This is a genomic window from Paraflavitalea sp. (assembly GCF_059502485.1).
On record NZ_JCACET010000008.1, the window covers coordinates 3,130,227 to 3,156,516 of the forward strand.

20 protein-coding genes are annotated in these 26,290 nt (G+C 49.1%); 10 read left to right on the forward strand and 10 right to left on the reverse strand.

Annotated elements, in window-relative coordinates; genetic code table 11:
• Nucleotides 1-232: 232 nt before the first annotated feature.
• From AC5JBY_RS14965 to AC5JBY_RS14990, 6 genes are all read right to left on the reverse strand, one after another.
• The gene (locus AC5JBY_RS14965) at nt 233-1,420 is read right to left on the reverse strand and encodes a FecR family protein (RefSeq protein ID WP_495905414.1); all 1,188 of its coding nucleotides are present in this window, start codon (nt 1,418-1,420) and stop codon (nt 233-235) included.
• 118 nt (nt 1,421-1,538) lie between these two features.
• Nucleotides 1,539-1,973 (reverse strand): PepSY-like domain-containing protein, encoded by a 435-nt coding sequence (locus tag AC5JBY_RS14970; RefSeq protein ID WP_495905415.1) that lies wholly within the window; start codon nt 1,971-1,973, stop codon nt 1,539-1,541.
• An 87-nt stretch (nt 1,974-2,060) separates the two neighbouring features.
• Nucleotides 2,061-3,161 (reverse strand): slipin family protein, encoded by a 1,101-nt coding sequence (locus AC5JBY_RS14975; protein ID WP_495905416.1) that lies wholly within the window; start codon nt 3,159-3,161, stop codon nt 2,061-2,063.
• Nucleotides 3,162-3,349: 188 nt separating this feature from the next.
• Complete coding sequence (locus tag AC5JBY_RS14980; RefSeq protein ID WP_495905417.1) at nt 3,350-3,517, reverse strand: hypothetical protein; 168 nt, start codon at nt 3,515-3,517, stop codon at nt 3,350-3,352.
• 94 nt (nt 3,518-3,611) lie between these two features.
• Complete coding sequence (locus AC5JBY_RS14985; RefSeq protein WP_495905418.1) at nt 3,612-3,803, reverse strand: hypothetical protein; 192 nt, start codon at nt 3,801-3,803, stop codon at nt 3,612-3,614.
• 136 nt (nt 3,804-3,939) lie between these two features.
• Nucleotides 3,940-4,416 carry a ribonuclease H-like YkuK family protein gene (locus AC5JBY_RS14990; RefSeq protein ID WP_495905419.1) on the reverse strand — a complete coding sequence of 159 codons (477 nt, stop codon included), beginning with the start codon at nt 4,414-4,416 and terminating at the stop codon, nt 3,940-3,942.
• Nucleotides 4,417-5,234: 818 nt separating this feature from the next.
• On the opposite strand from AC5JBY_RS14990, the gene AC5JBY_RS14995 reads away from it, so the two are divergent.
• Complete coding sequence (locus tag AC5JBY_RS14995) at nt 5,235-5,456, forward strand: hypothetical protein (protein WP_495905420.1); 222 nt, start codon at nt 5,235-5,237, stop codon at nt 5,454-5,456.
• A gap of 129 nt (nt 5,457-5,585) precedes the next feature.
• The gene (locus AC5JBY_RS15000; protein ID WP_495905421.1) at nt 5,586-6,299 is read left to right on the forward strand and encodes a type 1 glutamine amidotransferase domain-containing protein; all 714 of its coding nucleotides are present in this window, start codon (nt 5,586-5,588) and stop codon (nt 6,297-6,299) included.
• A gap of 6 nt (nt 6,300-6,305) precedes the next feature.
• Here AC5JBY_RS15000 and AC5JBY_RS15005 read toward each other — a convergent pair whose 3' ends face one another.
• From AC5JBY_RS15005 to AC5JBY_RS15020, 4 genes are all read right to left on the reverse strand, one after another.
• Nucleotides 6,306-7,316 (reverse strand): winged helix-turn-helix domain-containing protein, encoded by a 1,011-nt coding sequence (locus AC5JBY_RS15005; protein ID WP_495905422.1) that lies wholly within the window; start codon nt 7,314-7,316, stop codon nt 6,306-6,308.
• Between the two features lie 106 nt (nt 7,317-7,422).
• Nucleotides 7,423-8,058: a hypothetical protein gene (locus AC5JBY_RS15010; protein WP_495905423.1), complete on the reverse strand. Its 636-nt coding sequence runs from the start codon at nt 8,056-8,058 to the stop codon at nt 7,423-7,425.
• Between the two features lie 224 nt (nt 8,059-8,282).
• Entirely contained in the window at nt 8,283-9,521 is a 1,239-nt protein-coding gene (locus AC5JBY_RS15015) for a sialidase family protein (RefSeq protein ID WP_495905424.1), read from the reverse strand.
• Between the two features lie 777 nt (nt 9,522-10,298).
• Nucleotides 10,299-10,994, reverse strand: a complete 696-nt coding sequence (locus AC5JBY_RS15020; RefSeq protein WP_495905425.1) for a FadR/GntR family transcriptional regulator — start codon at nt 10,992-10,994, stop codon at nt 10,299-10,301.
• Between the two features lie 259 nt (nt 10,995-11,253).
• Between AC5JBY_RS15020 and AC5JBY_RS15025 the strand changes: the two genes are divergently transcribed.
• From AC5JBY_RS15025 to AC5JBY_RS15060, 8 genes are all read left to right on the forward strand, one after another.
• Nucleotides 11,254-14,598, forward strand: coding sequence for a SusC/RagA family TonB-linked outer membrane protein (locus AC5JBY_RS15025; protein WP_495905426.1), 3,345 nt, complete (start codon nt 11,254-11,256; stop codon nt 14,596-14,598).
• 80 nt (nt 14,599-14,678) lie between these two features.
• Nucleotides 14,679-16,139 (forward strand): RagB/SusD family nutrient uptake outer membrane protein, encoded by a 1,461-nt coding sequence (locus AC5JBY_RS15030; RefSeq protein ID WP_495905427.1) that lies wholly within the window; start codon nt 14,679-14,681, stop codon nt 16,137-16,139.
• Nucleotides 16,140-16,169: 30 nt separating this feature from the next.
• Complete coding sequence (locus AC5JBY_RS15035) at nt 16,170-19,265, forward strand: SusC/RagA family TonB-linked outer membrane protein (protein ID WP_495905428.1); 3,096 nt, start codon at nt 16,170-16,172, stop codon at nt 19,263-19,265.
• Nucleotides 19,266-19,336: 71 nt separating this feature from the next.
• Nucleotides 19,337-21,184, forward strand: a complete 1,848-nt coding sequence (locus AC5JBY_RS15040) for a RagB/SusD family nutrient uptake outer membrane protein (RefSeq protein ID WP_495905429.1) — start codon at nt 19,337-19,339, stop codon at nt 21,182-21,184.
• 131 nt (nt 21,185-21,315) lie between these two features.
• Nucleotides 21,316-22,989 (forward strand): exo-alpha-sialidase, encoded by a 1,674-nt coding sequence (locus tag AC5JBY_RS15045; RefSeq protein ID WP_495905430.1) that lies wholly within the window; start codon nt 21,316-21,318, stop codon nt 22,987-22,989.
• Between the two features lie 2 nt (nt 22,990-22,991).
• Nucleotides 22,992-23,918, forward strand: coding sequence for a dihydrodipicolinate synthase family protein (locus AC5JBY_RS15050; RefSeq protein ID WP_495905431.1), 927 nt, complete (start codon nt 22,992-22,994; stop codon nt 23,916-23,918).
• Nucleotides 23,915-25,063: a sialidase family protein gene (locus AC5JBY_RS15055; protein WP_495905432.1), complete on the forward strand. Its 1,149-nt coding sequence runs from the start codon at nt 23,915-23,917 to the stop codon at nt 25,061-25,063. Before AC5JBY_RS15050 ends, AC5JBY_RS15055 begins: the two co-directional genes overlap by 4 nt.
• 71 nt (nt 25,064-25,134) lie before the next feature.
• Nucleotides 25,135-26,277 (forward strand): sialidase family protein, encoded by a 1,143-nt coding sequence (locus AC5JBY_RS15060; RefSeq protein WP_495905433.1) that lies wholly within the window; start codon nt 25,135-25,137, stop codon nt 26,275-26,277.
• Nucleotides 26,278-26,290 lie beyond the last annotated feature (13 nt).

Consider the following 26,290-nt stretch of genomic DNA (forward strand, 5'->3'; position numbering starts at 1 on the left):
ACAATGATTTAGCAGGCATGAATGTAGGAATCCTGAACCCCTTAGGAATAGGAGAAAGATGCATATCTTCGTTATGTTTTGGGATTTAAAATTGTTTGTAATCTCCATCAAGTAGTTGTAAGCAATCGAATCCAAAATGTTCGCCGGGAGTGTTAGCCGCACTTCCGGTTTTTATTTTGGTCTGCCTTGTTTGGTGTTACACTTTCATTGGCATGCGTTTTATCATTAAGAATTATTTAGACAGAACCGTAATTTTCTTCCCTTTTATTTCAAAAGCAACAAGGCCGGTAGTTTCAAGCACTTCCAGCAACTGTTTTATATCATCCGTCTTGGAAAAGACACCCGATAAATGAGCCTTGCTCACGTTTCCTTTGAATTCTACTTCAGCTTCATACCAGCGCGACAACTGCCGCATGATTCCTTGTATGCTCATTTTTTCGAACCGGAACTCTCCGTTTTTCCAGGCAAGCGCCTGCCGTATATCCGCTTTTGCGAGCGTGAACCCGGAATCCGCTTGGGTGAGCGTTGCCTGCTGGCCAGGCACCATTGCTGCATGCCTGCTATTGTTCCATAGCTCTACACGACCCTCAACCAGCGTAGTTTTTACAACCTCTTCATCGCCATAACCCATAATGTTGAACTTGGTACCAAGTACGTTCACCTTCATATCATCCTTACGGGAGGTATGGACAGAAACGATGAAAGGTTTTCTCAGCCCTTTCTCAGACAAAGCCGTTGCCACTTCAAAATATCCTTCCCCCTGCAGATATACTTCACGGCTGCTTTCTTCAGGTACTATGGAGTAGCGCAACGCGGAAGCCGAGTTGAGCCACACCTTGGTGCCGTCCGGCAACGTCACACGGTGTTGACCACCACGCGGAGTTATTATTGTATTGTACAGTGCTTTGCCAGCCTGCATGTTCGGCGTACTGGCTTTATATACGATAGTGCCATCTTCCGGTTTAATGATTTGTAAACCGCCCTCTTCACCAACAATGCCCGCATGAGCACTGTCCAGTACAACCTTTCTCCCATCTGCCAGCATAAGCGTTGCCCTATTACCCCCGGGTACAAGGGAGTCTTCCGCCATCGCAACAGAGCCGGGATCAGTAACGGCAGAGCCTGTGTTTTTCTTACTGATAAAATAGATGCCGATGGTCAGCACAGCAGGTATTGCAATAGCCGCCGCAAGCTGTCGGTATCTGCTGCGCCTTTTTTCTGCCGCCTTCAGCTTGCTGATACTTTCATCCAATCGCATCCGTATCCGTTCACGCACCTGGTTGTGAAGCTGCTTCAGACCGGCCTCCGGTAAGGTACTTTCATCATTAAATGAATAGTACCAATCATTTACCAGTTGGCACTCCTGCTCGGTAGCGTCTCCGCGCAGGTATTTTTCTATAATATGTATAGGTAATTCCATAAGTCTATATAGTAGTATATCGAATGAACAGTTATACCTATTCCTTTTTAAAGAAAAAATAAAAGCCCGGCGCTGCGAGGCAGCCCGGGCTTCATTTATCCTGGTAATCAAGACTTTGTTAATCCTTCTTATTGCTGAGCACGGCGCCATCAACACCGAATATCACTTTCCGCTCGTCACTGTCTTTTTTCAACTCTACTTTATAGCTCACTTTGCCACCCTCGTCGAACTTTTCAGGGTCCTTTACTTTGAAGCCGGCAAACTGAGTAGTCAGCTGCTTTTGCACAGCAGCAGGTAATTCAGCTTGTTTCACATCCTGCTCATGCCGTTGGATCTTACCAGCACCATCGATCTTGAGCTTATGATCAACCTTATTGATCTTAAACTTAACAACATAGTGATCAGGCTTTTTCTCCCACTTCGCATCCGTTGTATTCTTAAACTGCTGTTGAAACACATTGACCGCAGCTGCAGGGACCTGACTTTGCGGGATATCCTGAGCATAAACGGCACTGGAAACACATAATGCCAAACCAAGGATCAGATTTTTCATAACACTAAAGTTTATTAATAACCAAAGTTAATGACCTAAACCCGGAAACCATTGAAATATACTTGTATAAACCCCCGGTTTACTTGTTTATTTCTGTGGCACGAATATCTGCCTTAACTGTTCGATCAATACCCCGTTACCACTTACACTGATATTATTGATCTTATCCGCGATCTTTTCCACGTATTCCATTTCCTTTAGTTTCCACAACATCGCGTTATCTTCCATCAACTTGGCTGTGTTCAGTAAGCTACGGGTGCTGGCAGTTTCTTCACGGCGCATGATGGTGTTGGCTTGCGCTTTCTTCTCCGCGATCAGCACCTGGTTCATGATCTCCTTCACATCACCCGGCAGGATGATATCACGGATACCAAAACCATTTACTTCGATACCCAGCACACCGGCCTTTTCTTTCACCTGTTGCAAAATGAACGGCCCGATGCTGTCCTTCTTTTCCAGCAGTTCATCGAAGTTCAGCGAAGTGACGTATTCACGCAACGCCAGCTGAAGCACGATATACAACTGCATATCATACTCCCTGTTTTGCAGGAAAGCCTTCTCAATATCCACGATGCGGTATTGTGCCCAGGCATTCATACGCAAAGCAGCCTTGTCTTTGGTCAGGATTTCCTGTCCATTGATCTCCAGTTGTTGCTGACGCGTATCTGCCTTGCTCACATGGATACTGATACCGTTCTTATACCAGAAGTACACACCGCTTTGCAACACCTTCACAAACTTTCCGTCTACAAACAGGAGGGCCTGCTCATAGTTCTCGACGCTGTAGCTACGGATATAAGGTGCTACGAGTTTATGTTGCAGGGTAAAACGGTCCACGTTCTCGGTAATATCGATCTTGCTGGTATCCAGGCGCAGGAAAGTATGAACGAGCACACTCTTCCAGAAAGTATACCGGCCCGCGGTCAACACTTCCTTCAATAAGCCGTTCTCATAATGCAATATGATCTCACCATCCCTTACTTCCACCACATGCAGTGCTTCAGCAAGCTGGTTATCCTGCAATAAGATGTTCAGTTCTACGGGAGCAGTGAATTGTTTGGTCAATTCATAGACCTTTACCACAGGGTTATCCCAGAACCAGTAGTTACCCTCCTTTAAAAAGCGCTTGTATACACCGCGCTTAAACACCAGACCTGCTTGCCCGGCATTTATTCTTACTTGTTTCATGTTGATTGTTGTTGTTTTGTTTTTGGCGTTTACTTTAAAGTTTGAAATAAAGCCAGTCTTATTTACCATCTGGTAAGCACGGAAGAAACAGGTTGTCTGCTTAAAGAGACCAGTTTATCAATGCTTGTACTGGTTCGGAAAACCGTGACCAGCACAGCATGAATAAAGTGATCTCCCGCTACAAACCCTTACTGTTGCCTGCGGGTGTTTACCGGATTGCGTAGGCCCGTTGTACCTTGCCTGCCTGCTGAAAAGGCGTAGTTGCAAACAAGCGGAGGTACAACCAGGCTACTGCCGGTAAATAATCCTGACTTTAAAAGGTCGCCATTTGAGAAGCGGCGTACTTCTTTGCTCATACACTGTCAAGGTGTAGCGTTCTACCATTGAACTATCCCATCGGAATGGGAGTGGGATTCGAACCCACATCAAGCCATCGCTCTATCCGCTGAGCTATCCCGCTGCAAGGCGGGAAGGGGAGTCGAACCCCTGACCTATGGAGGTGTTTGGCTGGCATTGCTGTTGCGCAATAGCATACAGCTCGTTACTACGGCTGCACTGTGATGCTTCTTTGAAACATACACCCGGTTTGCTTTTCAACAGGCAGATACCAGTCTTGCCGTTAAGCAAGTCTGTCAGAACCATGATTAGTCGGATTGTTGGGATTAGCAGGATTTCGCCTGCATTAATCCCTCAACCAACCGGTTCAATATTGTACATTACGGCAATAGATCATTGCCCTTATTATCTTCATAATCCTCCAAATCCAATAAATCCAGGTTCAGACAACCTTATCTGCACAGCACGAACTGGCAAAAGCATACGGCTTGGCTTTGAAGGCAAATCCCATCCCCATGATGTAGCCCATCGCATCCTTCAAGGCGTGGTTACTCTTAAAGTTGGGGTTGGTGTTGATGTCGGCATGCACTTCCATATCTATGTTGTGCGTAGTAAACAAGCCACACAGGTTGTACGCCACCTCTATACTTTTGCTCACCTCCGTCAACATCCGTTCCTTTAAACTCATGGTCTGCTCTGAGCGATCACTCAGTACATACATGAAGCCACCCTTCCCTTTACGGATGAATACGATTACGGTGGCAAATGCCGTGGTGCCTGCGCGTACCTGACTATCGGTGCCGATGCATACCTTCAACTGATGCCCCATCGCTGATTCCCTTGCCAATACCGATCTCACTTCCTCTTCGATCGGCCGGCGGATGGCAGAACCATCCAACCGCTGCCATTGCTGTTCCATTGTATTGTGTTTTAAGTTTCACTGATAATATCCATGATCTGGTTTATTATTCTTTTTAAGTCAGGCCATTCAAAGCCTGAACGGTTATAATGTTTATTTCCTCCAAATCCTATAAATCCAATAGATCCCGGTTCAGACGAAAAAGCCCGGTCGTTTTTCGACCGGGCCTTGCTGTACAGTGATCCTGCTTTACACAGTATCGTTCTGTTCAGATTCGCACGGTCGAATGGCTATACTCTCCCTGGGTGCTATGTACAACATGCCCTGTTGCGTATGCGCAAAGCGATCACAGCCGGGGAGCGATTTATACTCCCACAGATTTATGAACATGGTATGCCGTAATGATGATAGTCTCATTGCTTTTTTATAAGTTATAGATAGTCGACACTTGCTGAGAAGTGTAAACCTTTCAGTAGCATATGGTACGGTGAAAAAAAGCCCCCGCTTGCTGCGGGGGCCTGTGTTATCGTGAATTCGTTGAATTTAACTTATTCAGCAGTATAACCCGCCCCGCATCCGGTATCGCCCCAAAACTGGCTACCTCCGTTCCGTAGTTCAATATGTGATTGTATGCGTGGCATCTGCTGTTTTTAAATTTGATTTGCGGTGCAAAGATGAAAATATTTTCCCGTTGTTTCCAAATTTCCAGGCGGATTTTTTTATTATTTCTTCGGATCCCCTAAATTAAGACTACCTTTAACCGATAAATTTGCACTTTCCCTGTTGCTGACCTTCTCTTCGGTTATTCGTTTGCATCAGATAAGGTTCACGTCTATACACCGATCCCCAGCAGATTCATCATCTTAAAAATCAGTACAATGAGAAGTGGAGGAAGGCCATCCCTTGCGCCCGTGCAATTGAAAGACGGATTTTACATCGAAGTTTGCGACAAAGGAGCAAGCAAAGGAATGAAGATCTGGAACGCTACTGAAAAAGCGATGCTCGATGCAGCGCAACTCTATACAGGTCACAAAACAGTTATTGTACTTGGCAGGTACACTGAAGGAGCATTTATAAATGCACCACAGAGAAAAAAATAAATAATCGCCCACTGCCCGTTGTACACTTTTTATAGCCCCTTGTTGCCAAACTGGTAACCAGCCATACTTTTATTCATAACCGGTAAGTTAAAAAACTTGACTGCCGGTGCTTGCTAAACATTTATACATATGACAAAGCCTATCAAAGTACTATTTGTAACCACTTCACACGATACATTGGGCGAAACCACTGAAAAGACAGGCCTGTGGCTGGATGAGCTGGCGGGTCCTTACTTCATCTTTAAAGAAGCAGGCGCTTATATCGCAATTGCCTCTCCAAAAGGCGGTGAAGTTCCGGTTGACCCTAAAAGTGAGTCCATCATTTCTGTAACACGTCATACAAAGCGATTCAGAAATGATACAGAAGCAATGAACCATTTAATGCGCTCCATCCCCTTGCGCGATATTAAAGACGAAAACCATGACCTGCTGTTTATTGCGGGCGGACATGGCGCCATGTGGGACCTTGCCAACAATCCTTTACTGAAACAATTGATAGAGACCTTTAATGCTAAAAATAAACCCGTAGGAGCTGTATGCCACGGCGTAGCTGCTTTATTGAGCGTGCGGGATATACAGGGCCAGCCCTGGATAAAAGGGAAAAAGCTGACGGGTTTCAGTAACGCAGAAGAAGAGTCGGCCGGCATGACCAAACACCTTCCCTTTCTGCTCGAAACAAAATTGACCGATCAGGGAGCTGTATATACTAAAGCAGCTAACTACGTGAAACATGTAGAAGCAGATGGGAATGTAATTACAGGACAAAATCCTGCTTCAGCAGAAGACGCGGCAAAGATCACGCTGAACCTGATAAGGCCTACCTATAGTACAATAAGGAGATAATTTTTGTTACAGCGATTTCCGTACGATCATCCTGAATGGGTTCTTTACCTGCTTTACCTCTTTGTTCAGCAACATCTGCGCAGCAGTCTTACCCATGCCTTCAAAATCCGTGGTCACCACCGTGATCTCCAGTAGTTCCTTCAGTATTGTTTCATTGAAAGAAATGATACCAACATTTTTGCCCGGCTGCAGATGAGCCTCTTTCGATTTCTTGATCAACTGGGCCAGGTCCGATTCGGCTGTGACAATATACACGGTGCCTTCCTGTGGGATCTCCCTGTCGAGACTGGAGACCACATCGAATGTTTTCTGGTGCTTGAGGCAAAACTCATAACAACCCTCCACAATATCACGCGGGTGATTACTCTGCATGGGAAATACAATGATGAGGCGGTTATATTTCTTCAGCAGTTTGATCGATGATTCCAATACATCACGGATATCCTGCTTGAAATCCTGGTATACAGACATATATTGTTTACCCAGTTCCGGCACCTGTTTGTCCAGCACCATCAACTGAGAGGCAGGAATAGACTTCAACACCTTCAGGTAATTCTTCTTGCTGGTCTTATGAAAGAAGTGCGGCATGATCACATAGTAGTGATACTTGCCCATATTGGCTTCCAGTATCTCTTCCAGGCGGCGGATGTCGTAGTGATGCACCTGCAGGTCCACCACAGCCCTGTCCTGTAAAGTGTCGATGAAACTGTAATAGATGATTTTTTTATAAGAACTGAGCTTGTTGAAGATCAGCAGCACTTTGAGCTTCTTATCCTTCTTGCCCACCACATAATAACCTTTGGCAGGAACTGCGTAGACATAGCCTTCCGCGATCAACTGCCGGTATGCTTTCTCTACTGTATCACGGCCATATTGATACGTTTTGCTGAAATCATTAATACTGGGCAGCTTGCTATGCGGTTTGAGGCCGCCATTGTCGATGGCCATGGACACAGCATGCACGATCTGCTTGATCTTGCTGGGAATATGATTAGCATTTATGCTGAAAGACTTCATGATAACTATTTAGTAAAAGGGTGGGCATAAAAGACAGAACTTCCGGCAATATTACCGGAAGTTCTGATAAATATAAATCATTTCTGTATTTGCTCGAGGCTCGCTGCTATTTCAGCACATCGAAGTCTACCACCCGGCGCAGATACTGCTTGTTCTGGATCACCCAGGTATATTCATTTCCTTTGAAAGAAGTATTGAGTAAGTAAATGTAGATAGTATTACCGTCGTTAGAGAGGAAAACCCCATTACGTGTTTTGGAACTGCCGTCTTTATCCTGGTAGAAAAAGCTGGGCTCATACAGGTCGAAGTAGGCAGTAGGAGGGATGGCTACGGTATCCTTGCCCACCAGCACAGTGATGGACTCAATAGTCGTGTGCGGCATCTCACCATAATTGCCATAATAAGGTTTGTTGTCGATCTTCACCACATGCTTCTCTTCCATCATGAGCTTATGCTTGCTGGGATCGAATGTGCCGGTTTTGATAGTCACCTGGATCTGGTCATTGGCCCAGGTCATATAATTAGCGCCATATGCTTTTACAGGCAGCGATTTGAGTGGCAGCTTGGTGATACTTTCATCGATGCCGGCCATCAGGAACGAAGCCAGGTCGGCACGGATCTCCTTTTGAGCGGTAGGTATCTTTATGAAATTGTCTTTCTTATTACGGAAGTCACGAAACTCATCATCCTGTGCCAGGCACAGTGTGCTGCAAAGGAGAAGTAAAGGAAGAAAAATACGCATGATCGGAAATTTGGATAGCACGAATTTAGCACGTGCTCCTCATCCAAACAAGATCGGATTTATTGTGTAAAGGTTGCGTTAAAATAAAAAGCTACGAGCTGTGAGCAGCGAGCCACGAGCAATGGCGCCATATAGTCAGGCCGCTCAAAGCGGCCAGACTGAACAGAGCCGCCATACACGCTGCCCTGTTTTCACTCGAAGCTCGTAGCTCACAGCTGTATACCCTACGGTTCCACCGCCCCATTCAAAATCCACGGCAGATTGAACTTGTGAAACTCGATCGAACGGTTGCTGGTAGCATTGTTGCTCACATTCTCATTGATCTCGATGAGCGCAGCCACGGCATAGTCGGCGGTTTTAGCCATGCTGGAATAGCCACCTTTTCCCTGGTCGCAGGTCTCTTCGTCAGTAAGCCAGTCGTGCGTTCTGCGGCTGATGGGCCAGGTAACACCCTCATCATAGCTGATGCGGATACGCATCTTACACCGCCTTTCACTACTGGCGGGGTTGAGGAACATAATACGGCTGGGCTCGCCGGTATAGCGCAGCACAGACCCCTCACAACGTGGGTCGAGCAGCGTGTTGTGCGGCGCCCACGCAGTCCAGGAACCACCAATAGTGCCGGTGGAGATCCAGCGTCTTTTCGCCGTTTCAAACTGCGCGCTGCCGGGACGGTCATTGCGCATCAGCCGGCCATCCATCAGCTCGATGATGGTAGGTTCGCCACTACCGTTGGGCACCAGCTCATAATGCCACGTAGCGCCATGGTCATCACTGTAAATATTACGCCGGTTAGCGGGAATGATGAGCCGGCCGGGATTTGCTTCCGTAGTTTGCAAGCCTACACCGGGACCCATCGCATCCCACGTAAAGCCGGGCGGCAGCAACGTGCTGGTTTTGTCTACAGGCGTAGCCCAGGTAGCACCATCATCATCACTCCAGGAGACATACACCTTACGCTCACCCCATTCATCGATGGGATCGTAACCGTCAGTGCCGCCCTGGTTGGTGGTGCCGGAGTTCCACGACAGCCATAGCCACACGCGGCCGGTGTTGCGGTCCACCACAGCAGTAGGGTTGCCCCAGGTGCCCGGACCAACACCCACCACTTCCTGCAACGCACCCCAGGTAGAGCCATTGTTGGTAGAGCGTTTGTACACCAGGTTGATGTTGCCATAATCCTTGTTGTTGCTCATGCGGCCTTCAGCAAAAGCGATGAGCGTGCCGCTGTTGCAGCGCACGATAGAAGGGATGCGGAAAGAATGATAACCCTCGGAGCCGCCATTGAAAAGAACCATGGTGTTGTGATAGGGATCGGCGGCATTGGTGGTGCGTTCAAGATCGGTAGGGGCGGGTTCGGTGGGAGCGGGTGCCATACTGCGGGTACAGGAAACAGCGCCGGCAAATAGGACAAGCAAGAGCGGGGCATAGGAATGCCCCTTCGGAAAGAACTTCTTTTTCATAGACAAGTCGGTTTTTAGTTAACTTATGTTGTTATGTAATACATAATCAAATTAGGTAATCTTCACGGAAACGCCAAATTGGGGTGTCGGCTGCCGGGGGTGAGGAGCTAACAAAGAGTTCGATTGGGCAGTCCGGGTAAGGGCTTTTTAATTGGTAATATGACCTGTTTGGATTAAATTAGGGAGTATAAATAAATGCCCTTTTCTTCGTGTACTTCCCAGTGACAATAGCTGCTTTTACACATCTTTCAGATGTTGCCTGTCTGCCCGGTGATGCCAGCTTTTACGTTTCTGCCTACGCTTAATACCTTACAGATACGCTTGTAATACGCTTAAAGTGCGCTTGTGGTACGCTCATTACCTGGGTTTACCGGGAGATATCCCTTAGATAGATATGATTTTCATGTAGGAGCGATATGGGGGAGTGAGCATTCCGGAAACACTCGCTAACATTAGGCGTTACCCAGAGTCGGGGAGGCCTTATAGATCAACCCGGGATAAAGAATAGATGCTTCCGGGATACGGTTATCCAAAGGCAAGACAAAAGCAAGGTAAAGGCAAGGAAATAGCAAGACAATAGTAAGACGACACCCCTCAAATGCAGGCTGGACGCGGAAATGTCAATTTGGGTACTTTACAGAAGTGGTATAATGAACTATAAATCAACATATAGCAGGAAATAAAAACGAAAAAAGCGGATTTCCCCCTTTCAGCTTGTCAACCTATCAACGTGTCATCTCCCTTTTCAACCTATCAACTTATTAACCTGTCAACCAATCACAAATGCTCCAAATGCGGCATCAAATGCAGCCGCATAGCATTCGGGAACTCCTCCGGCTTGTTACCATGTAGGATCCGGACCAGGTCGGCATGCGTCACAGAACCTACGGACGTATGCTCCAGCTTGGATTCATACTCTACCACATATTCGAATACGGGCATCAGGATGGTCTGAAAACGCTTTAGCGTCTCATTACCAGCCATTTCATACAGGGTGGAGTGGAAGTCTACCTCACAGCGGATACGCTCGATAGAAGTGCTCGCACGGCGCTCACGCTCCACGATGGCATCCAACTGCTGCAGGTGCTCCTTGGTTTTGCGGCGAAACAGCAGGTCACCCAGCCCTATTTCCAGCACGATACGCAGCTCGAATAGCTCCTTGCGTACGTTCTCGTCCAACATGTTAGGATGCAGGATGCGCTCCAGGCCCTTCATCACGTCAGGCTGCGTAAGGATCATGCCCCTTTTCTTCCGCGATTCGATCATGCCCAGCATCCGCAGCCGGCTAAGCGCCTCCCGTACCACGTTGCGGCTAACGCCCAGCGCTTCTGCGATCTCCATTTCCTTGGGAATGGAATCTCCTGGCCGGATCGACCGCTTGATGATATAATCACGCAGCTGCGTTTCCACCTGGTCGGCCATGGTCACAGAGGCAATAGGCTTCAGCTTGTATAGTTCCTGCTCGGCTTTCATAACAGCAAATGTAATAAAAGAGTATTGATATGTAAGACTTAATAAACGTTTTATTCCCCAACCAATCACGGAGCCTGTATTTCACATTGCCGACTGCCGATACTGCCGATTGCCGACGATAAGATCGTAATAGACTATTTATCAGCAATCTGCCCACAGATTAAATTTTCAACCCAAAATTTGGTCGCATACAGGAGTTCCCTATATTTGTATTATGTAGTACATAATTAATCTACAAACAAGCTAACGCACGCCATTTATGAAAAAACTGATCTACTGCCTCGCACTGGGCTGCTGGTTACTGCTCTCATTAAGTGCTGTAGCACAGGACACTGAGCACACAGTCTCCGGCACGGTTACCAGGTCTTCCTCCACCGAAAAATTGTCCAACGTCACCGTCACCCTCAAAGGCACTGCCCGGGTGGTCACTACAGATGCCAACGGACAATACACCTTAAAAGTAAACGATCCCAGGGGAACATTGCTATTTACCTATGCAGGCATGCAGGCCAAAGAAGTGGCCATCGCCGGCCGCAGCCAGGTAGATGCTGCCCTCGACGCTGAGATAGCCCTCACCGATGTAGTGGTGGTGGGATACACTACGCAGTCCCGCACGAAGGTTACCGCTGCGGTGTCGAAGCTCAACCCCGAAGAGTTGCGCAATACTTCCAACCCCAACCCGGTGCAGGCAATGCAGGGTAAGATCGCCGGCGTGTCGATCCCGGTATCTACCGGTCAGCCGGGTGCAGGCCCCGCTAATATTATAGTACGCGGTGGTACCAAGCCCAATGCCTATGGCTCTGGTCTGGGCAATGCCAATGGTAATGCATTGGGCGCCTCCGACAACATCGGCCCGCTGGTGATCATCGATGGCGTGTTCCGCTCACTCAACGATATCAACCCCGATAATATAGAATCACTCCAGGTGATGAAAGATGCGGCCTCCACAGCAATATACGGAGCCCGTGGCGCCGATGGCGTAATCGTGATCAAGACGAAAGGCGGTAAGTTTAATAGTAAGATGGGCCTCACCCTCAACCACCGCACTACCTGGGAAACCAATGCACGTGACTACGACTACCTCAACGCCGACCAATACCTGCCGCTGGCACGTACCACAGTAAAGAACACATTCGATGGGCTGGATAAGAACAACCTGCTCAACAATGGCGGCTTCTCTGCTGGCACCCGTGTATACACGGCCAAAGGACAGTACAGCAACAATATCAACCTCACCGCACTCTATGATAATATAGTAGCCATAGAAGGACAGGCCTATGTAGATAACCTGCTGGCGAAAGGCTGGAAAACGATGGATGATCCCATCAACCCCGGCACGAAGCTCCTATATGCCGATAACCACTACCAGGATATGATCTGGGTTACCGGCCTCAGTAACAATACCAACGTGACGATGGATGGCGGTAGCGAAAAAGCCAGCTACAACATCAACGCAGGCTACACCAACCAGGAAGGTATTTTCGTAGGCACCAAATACAAACGCTACGATGTGCTGGGCAACTTCAGCTTCAAAGCATCCGAGAACTTCCGCATCGATGCGATGCTCAACTACCAGAACGTATTGCCCAACTATGTAGACGCCTACCAGAATGAGCTGGTACGCGGCACCCGCATCACACCACTGATACGTATCTATAAAGATGATGGCAATCCTACACCGGGCGAGCTCTACACGGTGCGCAACCGCTTCCATACATTGAAGTATGACGATATGCGCGTGTCTACCGAAAGAGTAGTGGGCCGTCTGGCCGGTGACCTCACTATTATTAAAGGCTTACACTGGAAGCCTGCCTTCTCCTATGTAATACAGGACTACCGCGAACTGTTCATGCGCAAGGGTACCCCTTCCAATGAAATACAACCATCTACCCAACGGCAGAAGAACGAATACACCGACAACATGCGCGACCTGATGACCGATCAGATCCTGCAATACGATTTCGATGTGAAAGAACACCACGTGATGCTGCTGGGTGGTTTCAACTTCCGCAAAGTGACCAACAGCATTATCAGCATCGGTTCACAAAGAGCCAACAACGATTATATCTATACCATCGTAGAGCCGCCCACAACAGTGATCGGTGGCGTGGTTACTTCCAACGTTACGAACTTTGCCACCACATTGCGCGAAGAGCGTTCCGCCAGCTTCTTCGGACAGTTTGCCTACGACTTCGACAACAAATACCTGTTGGCAGGTTCACTCCGCTATGATGGCTTCTCCAACTTTGCTGCCGGCAACCGCTATGCAACCTTCCCTTCCATCTCTGCAGGCTGGAACATCCACCGTGAGAACTTTTGGAAAGTGAAACCCATCAGCACACTCAAACTGCGCTTTAGCTATGGTGGTAGTGGTATGAGCCGCCTCGACATTGCCGACACTTATGGAGGCTATGGCGCCCTGCAATATGCCAACGCACCCGGTATCCAACGCACCAACCTGGGCAACCCCAACCTGGTGTGGGAAACCACCGAAACAGCCGACCTCGCTTTAGAAGCCGGATTCCTTGAAAACCGTATCAACCTTACTATAGATTTCTATAACAAACTCACGAAGGACAGGCTTACCACCAAGCCCCTGCCTTCCGAAGCGCCGTTCCCTTCTATTCCATACAACAACGGCTCTTTGCTCAACAAAGGCGTGGAAATAGAAATAGGAGGCACGGTGATCCGTTCCAAAGACTTCACGTGGAGAACCAACTTCTCCTTTGCTTATAACAAAACAACGATCAAGGAACTGCCCTTCAATGGCCGTTTGAAGAACCGCCAGGGAGGCGACGTAGTATATGATCCCGCTTCCAAGCAAAACGTAGATGCAGGTGGCTTTGCAGAAGGAGAACGTCCTTATGCATTGTATGCCTATAAAGTATTGGGCGTGTTTGCTACGGAAGCAGAAGCCGCTGCCTGGAATGCGACCACCAAAGACCTGCTGGCTTCACCCTCCGGGCAAACCGTGAAGAAACATGCCGGCGATTACATCTTCGCCGATATCAATGGAGATGGTGTGATCGATACCAAAGACCAGGTGTTCATGGGCTACCGCACACCCGATAAGATCGGCGGTATGCAAAACACCTTCAGCTACAAAGGCATCAACCTGCGCATCTCTGTCGACTATGCGATGGGGCACTTGATCAGTAATGGTGCATTGGCCCGCTCACTGGGTACAGGCCGTGCCTTCAATGAAGGCGCTCCTGCAGAAGCATTGGGTTCCGACATCTGGCAGAAAGAAGGCGATGCCAATAAAAAATATGCCCGCTTCTCCTTTGCTGATTTCGACTTCGGACAACGCAACTACCTGCGCAGCGCCACCCTCGGCGTCAACCAGGGCTACGCATCCGATGTATCGACGATGATCGAGAAGGGCGACTTCCTCGCATTCCGTGAAGTGTCTATCTCTTATGACCTGCCCAAATCCATCGTGAAGAAAATACGCGCCACCAATATGAATGTATTTGCCAGCGTGTTCAACCTTGGCTACATCACCAAATTCAAAGGATTGAACCCTGAAAGCTACACCGGCTACGATCCCGGTGGCTACCCAAGGCCAAGACAGTTCTCATTAGGCGCAACGTTGAAATTTTAGCTATTAGGTATTAGCTAACAGCTAAAGGCTAAAAGCTAACCGCTAACGACTCTGACATTAAAACAGAAAACATTGACTGTATGAAAAATATTATTATAATAATAACCCTGTCTGTCTTCCTCGCAGGTTGCGATAAACTACTGGAAGTAGACCCCCAGTCCAACATTACAGAAGAAACCTTCTGGCAAAACGAAGGCGACTTTGAACCATACCTCACCGGCGTCTACACCTATATGCGCACCCTGGCCAACAACATCACGTATGGCACAGAGCGCAGCGAAGAACTGGTATCGGCCCTCAACTCCCGCTTTGGCGTGGCCTGGTCGCAAAACATTACACCTTCCTCCGGTGCACTCAATTACAACGATTGGTACAAAGCCATTGGCCATTGCAACCTATTGCTGGATAAAATAAAAGCATTCGAATTTGCTTCCAATCCGGATACCCGCAAGCGCATTATTGCAGAGACCTATAGCCTGCGTGCCTATTTCTATTACCACCTTACCCGCATCATTGGCGATGCACCGCTAATGCTGCAGCCGGTAGTAGATGACAATGTACCCCTGTTGGAACGCTCCAAGGCACCGGACGTGATCAAACAAATACGTTCCGATCTGGATTCAGCCATCCTGCTGTTCTCTTCCATGAGCGGCTTTGATAAAAAGACCTATCCTTCCAAGTATCGCTTTGCCTACGGTTCCACCCAGGCACTGAAAGCAGATGTATGCGTGTGGAGTGGTAAAGTAACGAGTGGGGGAGATGCGGCCTACAACGATGCCATTACAGCTATCACTGAAGTAGAAGCATCCGGCCTCGTGCTCAACAACGATTATAAAAACGTAACCGGCACGAGAGCTAACACGAATACCGAAATTATATTGTCTGCTTATTTCCTGCGCGATGAAAGCGGCACCAACTATGCCTTGAATGCATTGCCCTATCTATTGGGTGTACAGGGAGCGCTGAACCTCGATAGCCTGCCTTATGTAGCAGCTGTGGGTAATGGACAAGGCGCTTACCAGATCAGTACGAAATCAAGAGCATTGTTCGATGCCTTCCCCAACGACAAGCGTAGACCCTATACCTGGATCACCGAACGCCAGTCCTCCGGCCCTAAAATTTCCTGGATCACCAAATATCCCGGCACCAAATACGCCGACGATCGCATTTCAGATAACGACATCATCATGTATCGCCTGTCGGATATCTTCCTGCTGAAAGCAGAAGCCTACGCCGCACTCAACAATACGAATGATGCGATCACTTGCCTCAACAAAGTGCGTGTGCGTGCAGGCAATGGCAATTATGGCGGCGCAACAGATAAAGCAACAGTAGAGAAAGAGATACTGGACGAAAGAGGCCGCGAGCTGTTCTTCGAAAACAAACGCTGGTATGATCTCATTCGCTTCCACAAAGGCGGAACGATCAACGTGTACACCTACGTGCCCAACCTCGCAGGTAAAACAACACCTTTATTCTGGCCATTGAATACGACCGTACTGGCCAATAACTCAAAACTACTGCAAACCGACGGGTACTAACCCATACCCGCTAACCTATAACTGACCGCTATGATCAACAAAACCGTTTCTTTTTACACCATCCTGCTAACGCTGCTTGCCGTTGGTAGCCTCACAGGCTACGCGCAGGAACGTATTCTACAGGTAACCGGTAAGGTTACCGACGACCTCGACAAAGCCCTGGCCGGCACCAGCATCCGGATAACGGGCACCACGATCACTACCGTTACCGGCAACGACGGTAACTACCGCATCATGGTAAACCCCAACGATTCGCTGGAGTTCTCTTTCACAGGTTACAAAACGGAAGTATTGGCCGTACGTAACCGCGTAGACCTGAACGTAAAACTATCACCCGTTGCCGGCGGCCTCAACGAAGTAACGGTGATTGGCTATGGACAACAGAAAAAAGTAAGCGTGGTAGGCGCTCAATCCACCGTAACACCGCAAGACCTGAAACTGCCTGCACGTGATATTGCAGGTATGTTGGCGGGCCGCATCGCTGGCGTCATCACTACGTCAAGAGGTGGTGGCCCTGGTCAGGACAATGCAGGCGTATTGGTAAGAGGCGTGGCCACCTTTGGCACGAGTACACGCACACCACTGATCATTATAGATGGAGTGCCCGACAGAAGCTTCAATGACATTGACCCGGAAGACATACAAAACTTCACCGTACTGAAAGATGCAGCCTCCACAGCAGTATACGGTACCCGCGGCGCCAACGGTGTAATCCTCATCAACACCAAAAGAGGTGTCGCTGGTAAACCCGCTGTGAATGTGGAAGTGAACCAAGGCCTTACCCAGTTTGTGCAAGTACCTGAACTGTTGGATGCGCCCACCTGGATGGAAACCTACAACGAAGCCCTGAAAACAAGAGGTCGTGATATTTTCTATACTCCTGAGCGCATTGCCCTGCACCGCAACGGCTCAGACCCCGACCTCTATCCCAATACCGACTGGCAAAAAGAATTGTTCCGCGACTTTGGTCACACCCAACGTGCCAACGTGAACATCAGCGGCGGTTCAGAAAAAGCCAACTACTACATCTCTGCCGGTTATTATGGAGAAACCGGCCTGCTGAAAACACAACCCGAAAGAAGTTATGATACCAAGACCTACTATCGCAGGTACAACTTCACGGCCAACATTGGCGTGAGTGTTACCAATACCACGAAGCTCGACCTGGGGATCGCTACGATCATCGACCAGCGCAACGGACCTTATGATGGCTCCAACAATCCACAGAACGGCGCCTTTGAGCAATCATTGAGAGTGCCTTCCCACATCATCCCTGCCCGGTATTCCAATGGAGATTGGCCTTCAACACCGGACGGACGTAGCAGTCCTGCCCGTATTATTTTCGGCATTGGATCAGGCAATGAATACTCTGCCACTTTGCGTCCCAATATTCGCGTAAAGCAGGAGCTGGGTGCACTCACCAAAGGGTTGTCAGTATCCGGTCTCTTCTCATTCGATGTATACACAGATGCATTGGTGGCCACCACCCATGCTTCACCAACCTTCTATGCTGAAGGCCGTGATGCCAATGGCAAGCTGATCACCCGTCAGGTAAATACGAGCAACGATATTCTTTCCTTTGCTTCTGCCCGTAGCTCCAACCGCCGCATGTATACAGAAGCATCGCTGAACTACCAGCGTACGTTTGGTATACATGAAATAGGTGGATTGTTCCTGTTCAACCAATCGGAATATGTAGATGGAAACGCTACCACATTTACCACGGCTGTGCCTTTCCGAAACCGAGGTATTACAGGCCGTGCCACCTACGGGTACGATGGTAAGTACTTTGGAGAGGTGAACTTTGGATACACAGGTTCTGAGAATTTCAGTCCCGATAAACGATTTGGCTTCTTTCCGTCCTTTGGCGTAGGCTGGCTGGTATCGAACGAAAAGTTCTTTGATCCCATCAGCGATGTATTGAACTATTTCAAGCTGAGGTATAGCTACGGTCTCACAGGTAATGGTGGTTTCAACACCCGTTTCCTCTACCTGAGCCAGCTTAGCAAAACAAGCAACGTATATCAGTTTGGCGTGCCATCCTCGCTCTCGCCCAACTACAGCGGCTATGCAGAATCGCAGATCGCTACCGATCCTTCCTGGGAAACATCCTACCGCCACAACCTCGGTATAGAAATGAACTTCCTCAACAATGGATTGAAGATGGTGCTGGAACTGTTCCGCGAAATGCGCAAAGGCGTACTCCGGGCCGACCAAACCATTCCCCTCACTTCCGGCTTTGGTGGCGTGAACCCTACCCGCAACATCGGCATCGTACTCAATAAGGGCATCGACCTCACACTTTCCTATAACAAAGCGATCGATAAAAACAAGTGGATTAACGTTACCGGAACATTCACTTATAACAACAATACCAACCTCGAAGACGGACTGCCACCACAGCCCTATCCCTGGATGCAGTGGAAAGGCAAAGAAGTAGACGCAAAAGAATTGTACACTTCCCTCGGCCTGTTCAAGGACCAGAAAGATATCGATACCTCCGCACAACAAAGCGGCGACATCAGGCCCGGTGATATCAAATACAAAGACCTCAATGGCGACGGCGTCATCAACAACTTCGACGTATCACGCGTCAACGTATCGGGCACACCCAAGATGATGTATGGTATCAACCTGTCATTTGGCTATAAAGGATTCGACATCGGAGCCTTCATTCAGGGCACTGGCAAAGTGTGGTTGCTTTATGGCAGTGGTGATGGTACCTATCCGTTCAGCACAGGCGCCAACAGCCCCAACCTGTATGCAATCATCAAAGACCGCTGGACAGAAGAAAATCCAAACCCTAATGCGTTTTATCCACGCCTCACCAGCAACCAGGACCCGAACTCCAATTTCCTGGTGAGCGACTGGTGGCTGAAGCGCGCAGATTTCATCCGGCTTAAAAGTGCAGAGTTTGGATACACACTGCCGGTGAGCAGCGTAAAGAAGCTGGGCATTAAGAACATGCGTATCTACCTCAACGGTACCAACCTGATCACTATTTCCAAATGGAAATTCTGGGACCCTGAGCTAAACGATACGGGCACGAGCTCTACCACCATTACCCGTGGCGGATTCTATCCCAATATCAAGGCATTCAACTTTGGGGCAAGAGTTACATTTTAACCGTCACCCTTGTCACCCTGAGCCTGTCGAAGGGTTGTTAAGAAAAAGATTATGCTAACAGAATTTGCAAAATGAAAAAGATTAATCCTTATAAAATAATTATCCTGACACTGGTTGCTGGCCTCACTGCCATCACACATTCGGGATGTAAGAAAGGCTACTTCGATGCCGTGCCGAAAGACCTCGTTGATGTAACAGCCATCTTCAAAAACAAAACAGAAACAGAAAACTGGCTGGCCGGTATCTACAGCAAAATGCTGGATCCCTATGGTACCACGGCCGGTTCGGCCCGTTACTTTGCCGCCTGGAGCGAAGAGCTGGACCTCAACACACCTTCAGCACAAGCCACCAATGCACTGAGTTCGATAACTACCGTTAATATCTGGACAGCCAACTACCAGGGCATCCGCCTCGCCAATATTTTCATGGCCAACGTGGAGAATCCGGAGTCCAATATCCTCGACGAGCCCAACGGCGCAGCACTGGTACAACAATACAAAGGCGAAGCCCGTTTCCTGCGCGCGTATTACTATTGGACGCTCATGAAAGTATATGGACCAGTTGTATTGGTGGGCGATAAAATAGGAGAGGTAGATGATAACTACCAGCAACCAAGGAATACCTGGACAGAATGCATCGACTACGTGATAGCAGAAATGAATGCCGCCAGGGAAATGGTGCCCGAAAGACATATCGTGGCAGCCACCGGGGCAGATGACCTTTCACAAACAGGGCGCATCAACAAGATGATCATCGATGCTGTGAAGTCGCAAGTATTGCTGTACGATGCGAGTCCGCTGTTCAATGGCAACGAAGGTTTTGCCAGTTTCAAGAACAAAGATGGCAAAGCCCTCATGAATACGACCTACGATGCTGCCAAATGGGAGCGTGCTGCGGTAGCTGCCAAAGAAGCCATCGACCGTGCCACGGCCTATGGCAAAAAGATTTTCAAAGTCACCAATGCCGATCCCTTTCTCGCCGCCTTTAATACACACCGTGATCTGTACCTCACGGGCTGGAGCGATGAAGGCATCTGGATTCGTACCACTACAGCCTACCAGCAATGGGAAGTAGATGCAGCCCCACGCGCAGCAAATGGCACCACTACCAACTCGAACCTCACACCGCCACAGGAAATGGTTGACCGCTACCGGATGCTGAACGGTAAGAACATCAATGAAGCAGGTAGTGGTTATACCGAAACAGGTTTTACCAATACGGCAAAGAGCGGATTTTATGTAGCAGGCACCTCCAATATGTACATTGGCCGTGAGCCCCGCTTTTATAATGCCATTACCTTTAACGGAGCAACAGTACCCTTTGTGGCCAAGACAGGACAAACACATGTGCAGTTCTGGCCAGCAGGTAACTCTGGCAACGGCGGCGGTAGTGAAGTAAGGTACCCACGTACGGGCTACCTGGTGCGCAAGAATACAAACCCGGCCAGGAACCTGTCCAACAATGCGGGCAACGTGGTACGCCCCGCTATGTACATCCGGTTGGCAGAATTATACTTAAATTATGTAGAGGCATTGAACGAATCCAATCCTGCCCATGCAGATATCCTGACGTATCTGAATGTCATAAGAACGCGAGGAGGTATCCCTGCACTGGCAGGGGGATTGACCAAAGAAGAAATGCGCAAACACATCCAGCTGGAGCGGTTGATTGAGCTGGCTTACGAAGGCCACCGCTTTTACGATGTGCGCCGCTGGAAGATAGCTAACACACCCGAAGGAAGACAGGGCGGCGATTTCATTGGTATGAATGTGCTGGTAGGTAGTAGTCTCAATGATCCTGCCTATTATGCACGCACCAGAACATCCACCCGCGTTTGGGACGACCGTTTCTATTTGCTGCCCCTGCCCCAAAGCGAGCAGAACAGAAATACACAAATGGTCCAGCCTCCGGGTTATTAGGATGTTGAGTTAAAAGGTTTCGAAGCAAACGCTAATTGCCCGGCCCTTTAGGGCCGGGGTTAAAAGATCAAAAACTCTTTTCGGGCTTTAGCCCAATTATAAAAATGCATTCCGTGCTTAAGAAAATGAACATGTCCCGTTTACGCCTTCAAACCACTGTGGCCCTGCTACTGTGCATGGCCCTGCCATGCATGGTAGCAGCCGCAGGACCCAATGATGCGATCGTCATTACGCAACAACACTACCAGTTGCCGGTACTAACACTAAAAAAGAACAACCCCGTACTACGTGTTACACTCCGGTTCCCGGTAGACACTGCCGCCTGGTCGCTCAACGATATGGTCATTGCATTGGGCGGAAGCAGTGTAAAAGACATTAAGCGCGTAGCCGTATACTACGCAGGCCGCGATGCAGCATTCAATAACTTATTCAGCACAGATAAAGTAGCCCTGTTCGGTAGCACGGAAGAGATCAGCTCAACAGTACGCATTAAAGGACAGTTGACATTGGACGCCGGCGAACATTACTGCTGGTTGGCAATCGAGTTAAAAGACAAGGTGAACCTGTTGGGTTCCATTACGGCACAGGTGGTATCTGCCACATTGGATAAACAGGTCATCAAAGCGCAGCCTGCTACACCCTTGCCGTTACGGTTCGGCGTAGCAGTACGTCAACACAACCAGGACGGTGTACATACTTACCGTATTCCCGGACTGGCCACTGCCAAAGACGGCTCCTTGCTGGCCGTATATGATGTGCGTCGTGAAAGCACCCGCGACCTGCAGGGACATATCGATATCGGTATCAACCGCAGCATCGATGGTGGCAACACCTGGCTGCCATTGCAAATTGTATTGGACATGGGCAAGTGGGGTGGACTACCAGAGAAGTTCAACGGTGTCTCCGATGCTTGCATCCTGGTAGATAAAAGCACAGGCAATATTTTCATTGCCGGCCTGTGGATGCATGGCGTGTTGAACGTACAGGGCAAATGGATCGAAGGACTGAATGAAGACAGTACGGCCTGGAACCACCAGTGGCGCGATAAAGGCTCACAACCCGGTTTCGATGTGAAGCAGACCTCCCAGTTCATGATCACCAAAAGCGAAGATAATGGCAAGACGTGGAGCGAACCCATCAACCTAACGCGCATGTGCAAGCAGGAAGGCTGGTGGCTATGGGCGCCTGCCCCCGGCGCAGGCATCACCTTAAAAGATGGCACACTCATCATTCCCACACAAGGCCGCATAAAAGGAAAAGCATTTTCAAACATCACCTACAGCAAAGATGGTGGCAAAACCTGGAAGACGAGTAAGCCGGCCATCGACCTTTCCACTACAGAAAATATGGCCGTTGAATTATCCGATGGCAGCGTCATGCTGAACATGCGCTCCAATATCAATCGCACAGATACGGGTAGCAACAACGGAAGAGCCATTGCCGTCACCAACGACCTGGGCGCCACCTGGCAGGAACATGCCTCTTCCCGCGGAGGCGGTGGATTGATAGAACCCACCTGCATGGCCAGCATCATCCGGCACGATTACGTGGAGAATGGAAAGAAAAAGTCTGTACTGCTGTTTTCCAATCCCGATTCAAAGACCACCCGCCACCACATGACGATCAAAGTGAGCTACGATGATGGCAAGACCTGGGTCAACAGCAAGAAGATATTATTAGATGAAGGCAAGAGCAGAGGTTATTCCTGCCTCACCAGCGTAGACAATAATACCATCGGCATCCTGTACGAAAGCAGCGTGGCCGACATGGTATTCCAGCAGATCAGTTTGAAAGAATTATTATAAACATGCTTACAGCGAAGACACTTAGAGGAAACTGGGCCACCTTGTTGCTGCCCATCAATGCAGATGACAGCATCGACTACAGCAGGCTGGCAGATGAACTGGACTATATGATACAGGCAAAAGCTGATGGTATCTATTCCAATGGCACAGCCGGTGAACTGCACAACCAGACAGAAGAAGAGTTTGATAAAGTACAGGAAATAATGGCCCACAAATGCCACGCCGCTGGTATACCCTTCCAGGTAGGCGCCAACCATCCCTTCCCGCTGGTGTCGCTACAGCGGGTACAAAGGATGGTGGCATTGAAGCCCGCTGCTTTCCAGGTAATCCTGCCCGATTGGGTAAGCACTGGCGTGAGTGAACAGATAAGCTTTCTGCAAAAGATGGCAGAAACTGCCAATGGCATTCCACTGGTGTTGTACAATCCGCCGCATGCTAAAAGAGTATTGCACCCTGCAGATTATGGAAGACTGCAGCAATTGGTGCCACAACTGATCGGCATCAAGGTAGCTGGTGGTGATGCTTCCTGGTATGAAGAGATGAGAGTGTACAGCAACAACCTGTCCGTCTTTGTGCCTGGCCATTTTCTGGCTACTGGCTTTCAGGAAGGAGTAGGAGCGGGCGCCTATTCCAATGTCGCTTGCATCAGTCCTAAAGGCGCACAGTGGTGGTGGCAGTTGATGCACACCGATTTGCCAAAGGCACTGGATATACAGCAGCGGATATTGCAATTCTTTGATTCCTGCATTGTACCCTATAAAAATGCAGGCTATTCCAATCCTGCGCTGGACAAGTTCCTCGCAGCAGTAGGCGGCTGGTCCAACATTGGCACCCGCCTTCGCTGGCCCTACAAATGGATTCCGGAAGAAGAAGTCGCCAGCGCACGCAAAGTATGTAAAGAGCTATTACCCGAATTCTTTGAATATTGAGCATTATACAATACATATTATTCTCTTTACCAGTAATCTCCTTGCTGCAAGGCTGCAAAGCCGGTAAACAGTCTGTGAAGCAAGCGCGCATGGCAGCGCCCGTCACAACCGTCGTCTTCGAGCCCTCTGGCAAATACGCAGCCATGCGCATACCTGCACTGGTACTTTCACAAAAAGGAACATTGCTGGCTTTCTGCGAAGGCAGGATCGGCAGTGCAAGCGATACCACTGATATGGACATGCTGCTGCGCCGCAGCACAGATGGCGGCAAAACCTGGGAGCGGGCAATAATAGTGGCTCCCCACATCAAGGGCGCCACAAGCAACCCCACACCAGTAGTTGATAAAGACGGTACCATTCATTTATTGTACCAGCGACAATACGCAAGAGCTTATCATATCAAGTCCACCGACGACGGCAAAACATGGAGCGAGGCAGTAGATATCACACATACTTTCGAAACTTTCCGATTCACCTACGACTGGCAGGTATTGGCTCCCGGTCCCGGACATGCTATTCAATTGCGCAACGGTCGTTTGTTGGCGCCCGTGTGGTTACGTACACCAAAAGAAATTATTCCGCAACGCACCTACCGTGTGGCCACCATTTATAGCGATGATGCAGGCGCTACCTGGAAAGGAGGAGCTGTCTTGCCTGATGTGCCGGAAGTAAAGAATCCCAATGAGTCGATGGTAGTAGAGTTGGAAGATGGACGGGTGATGATGAGCATCCGCAACAATGGCGCAGCCCGCCGTCGCGGCGTAAGCTATAGCACAGATGGCATTTCCAACTGGACAGTGCCTGTGGCAGATGATGAATTGTTTGAGCCGGTATGCATGGCCAGCATCATCCGCGCAAGCCATCAGCAAAGCGGCAAAAGCCGGTTGCTCTTTATCAATCCCGATAGCCGGGATATACCGAAGCATCCGCGCAAGAACCTGACAGCCCGCATCAGTTACGATGAAGGACAAAGCTGGCCCGTGCAGAAGGTGATCGATACGGCTGCGGCAGGCTATTCAGATATTGCGGTAGATAAACAAGGAATCGTGTATTGTCTCTATGAAACAAATACCACAGGTAAAGGATGGAATTACAGTTTGGTACTGAAACGCTTTAACCTTGCCTGGCTGGAAAGTAAAAACTGATTAGATCAAGGTGACACCTTTCTCCTGCGAAGCAAACGAAGGTGTTACCTTGATCGGTAACAAATAGGATTATGAAAAAGAACATAATATTATTATTGTTAACAGCAGCTTGCATTACCAATGCCTGCAAAACCAGTAAAGTAAGCAGCAGCAAACAGGCGCCCGAAACAACGATCGTCTTTGAACCGGTCGGCGGCACGTATGCCTCCATGCGCATTCCCGCGCTGGTGCTTACAAAGAAAGGTACCCTGTTGGCCTTCGCAGAAGGCAGGGTAGGCACCGCCAGTGACTGGTCCGAAATGGATATGCTCATGCGCCGCAGCACCGATGGCGGAAGGACCTGGGAACCCATTACGGTGATCGCTCCACGGCAGGGTGCTATGCCTACGAGTAATGCAACCCCCATTGTAGATGCCAGTGGAAACATCCACCTCATCTACCAGCGTGGTTATGAAAGAACTTATTACATCAAGTCCACCGATGATGGCAAGACCTGGAGCCCGGCTGTTGATATCACCTATGTGTTTGATGCCTTCAAGCCCGAATACAACTGGCAGGTGGTAGCGCCCGGTCCGGGCCACTCCATTCAATTGAAGAATGGCCGCTTGCTCGTAGCAGCATGGATCTGTGATCCGGCGAAACTCACGCCCCATAAAAGTCATTACCCTTCCAAAGTAGCTACCATCTACAGCGATGATACCGGCCGTACCTGGAAGCGTGGCGCGATACTGCCCGATACGGTGCTCAAAAATCCCAGCGAAACGATGGCCGTGCAATTGGAAGATGGCCGCGTGATGCTCAACATTCGCCATGCAGGCGATAGTCACCGTCGCGGCGTAAGCTATAGCCCCGATGGCATCAGTGGCTGGACGATCCCCGTGCTCGACACGGCATTGTATGAACCGGTATGCATGGCCTCTATCATTCGTGTAAACGATAAAGGACGGCCGGCGCTGCTATTCACAAATCCCGATACCCGCCATGCTCCCAAGCCTCCGCGCAAGAACCTGACAGCGAAGTTGAGTTACGATGAAGGGAAAACCTGGTCCATTCGAAAAGTGATCGACACCTCCTTTGCCGGCTATTCAGATATCGCAGTAGATGACAAAGGCAATGTGTATTGCCTCTATGAAACCAACACGGTAGGCACCGGCTTTAACTACACCCTGGTGTTGAAACGGTTTACAGTGGATTGGATAAAGAAAAGGGATTAGCAATTAAGTATTA

Bases quoted from the DNA above. Each gene is read 5' to 3' on its own strand.
- AC5JBY_RS14965 (WP_495905414.1), bottom strand. From the start codon at position 1,420: ATGGAATTACCTATACATATTATAGAAAAATACCTGCGCGGAGACGCT.
- AC5JBY_RS14970 (WP_495905415.1), bottom strand. From the start codon at position 1,973: ATGAAAAATCTGATCCTTGGTTTGGCATTATGTGTTTCCAGTGCCGTT.
- AC5JBY_RS14975 (WP_495905416.1), bottom strand. From the start codon at position 3,161: ATGAAACAAGTAAGAATAAATGCCGGGCAAGCAGGTCTGGTGTTTAAG.
- AC5JBY_RS14980 (WP_495905417.1), bottom strand. From the start codon at position 3,517: ATGAGCAAAGAAGTACGCCGCTTCTCAAATGGCGACCTTTTAAAGTCA.
- AC5JBY_RS14985 (WP_495905418.1), bottom strand. From the start codon at position 3,803: ATGGTTCTGACAGACTTGCTTAACGGCAAGACTGGTATCTGCCTGTTG.
- AC5JBY_RS14990 (WP_495905419.1), bottom strand. From the start codon at position 4,416: ATGGAACAGCAATGGCAGCGGTTGGATGGTTCTGCCATCCGCCGGCCG.
- AC5JBY_RS14995 (WP_495905420.1), top strand. From the start codon at position 5,235: ATGAGAAGTGGAGGAAGGCCATCCCTTGCGCCCGTGCAATTGAAAGAC.
- AC5JBY_RS15000 (WP_495905421.1), top strand. From the start codon at position 5,586: ATGACAAAGCCTATCAAAGTACTATTTGTAACCACTTCACACGATACA.
- AC5JBY_RS15005 (WP_495905422.1), bottom strand. From the start codon at position 7,316: ATGAAGTCTTTCAGCATAAATGCTAATCATATTCCCAGCAAGATCAAG.
- AC5JBY_RS15010 (WP_495905423.1), bottom strand. From the start codon at position 8,058: ATGCGTATTTTTCTTCCTTTACTTCTCCTTTGCAGCACACTGTGCCTG.
- AC5JBY_RS15015 (WP_495905424.1), bottom strand. From the start codon at position 9,521: ATGAAAAAGAAGTTCTTTCCGAAGGGGCATTCCTATGCCCCGCTCTTG.
- AC5JBY_RS15020 (WP_495905425.1), bottom strand. From the start codon at position 10,994: ATGAAAGCCGAGCAGGAACTATACAAGCTGAAGCCTATTGCCTCTGTG.
- AC5JBY_RS15025 (WP_495905426.1), top strand. From the start codon at position 11,254: ATGAAAAAACTGATCTACTGCCTCGCACTGGGCTGCTGGTTACTGCTC.
- AC5JBY_RS15030 (WP_495905427.1), top strand. From the start codon at position 14,679: ATGAAAAATATTATTATAATAATAACCCTGTCTGTCTTCCTCGCAGGT.
- AC5JBY_RS15035 (WP_495905428.1), top strand. From the start codon at position 16,170: ATGATCAACAAAACCGTTTCTTTTTACACCATCCTGCTAACGCTGCTT.
- AC5JBY_RS15040 (WP_495905429.1), top strand. From the start codon at position 19,337: ATGAAAAAGATTAATCCTTATAAAATAATTATCCTGACACTGGTTGCT.
- AC5JBY_RS15045 (WP_495905430.1), top strand. From the start codon at position 21,316: ATGTCCCGTTTACGCCTTCAAACCACTGTGGCCCTGCTACTGTGCATG.
- AC5JBY_RS15050 (WP_495905431.1), top strand. From the start codon at position 22,992: ATGCTTACAGCGAAGACACTTAGAGGAAACTGGGCCACCTTGTTGCTG.
- AC5JBY_RS15060 (WP_495905433.1), top strand. From the start codon at position 25,135: ATGAAAAAGAACATAATATTATTATTGTTAACAGCAGCTTGCATTACC.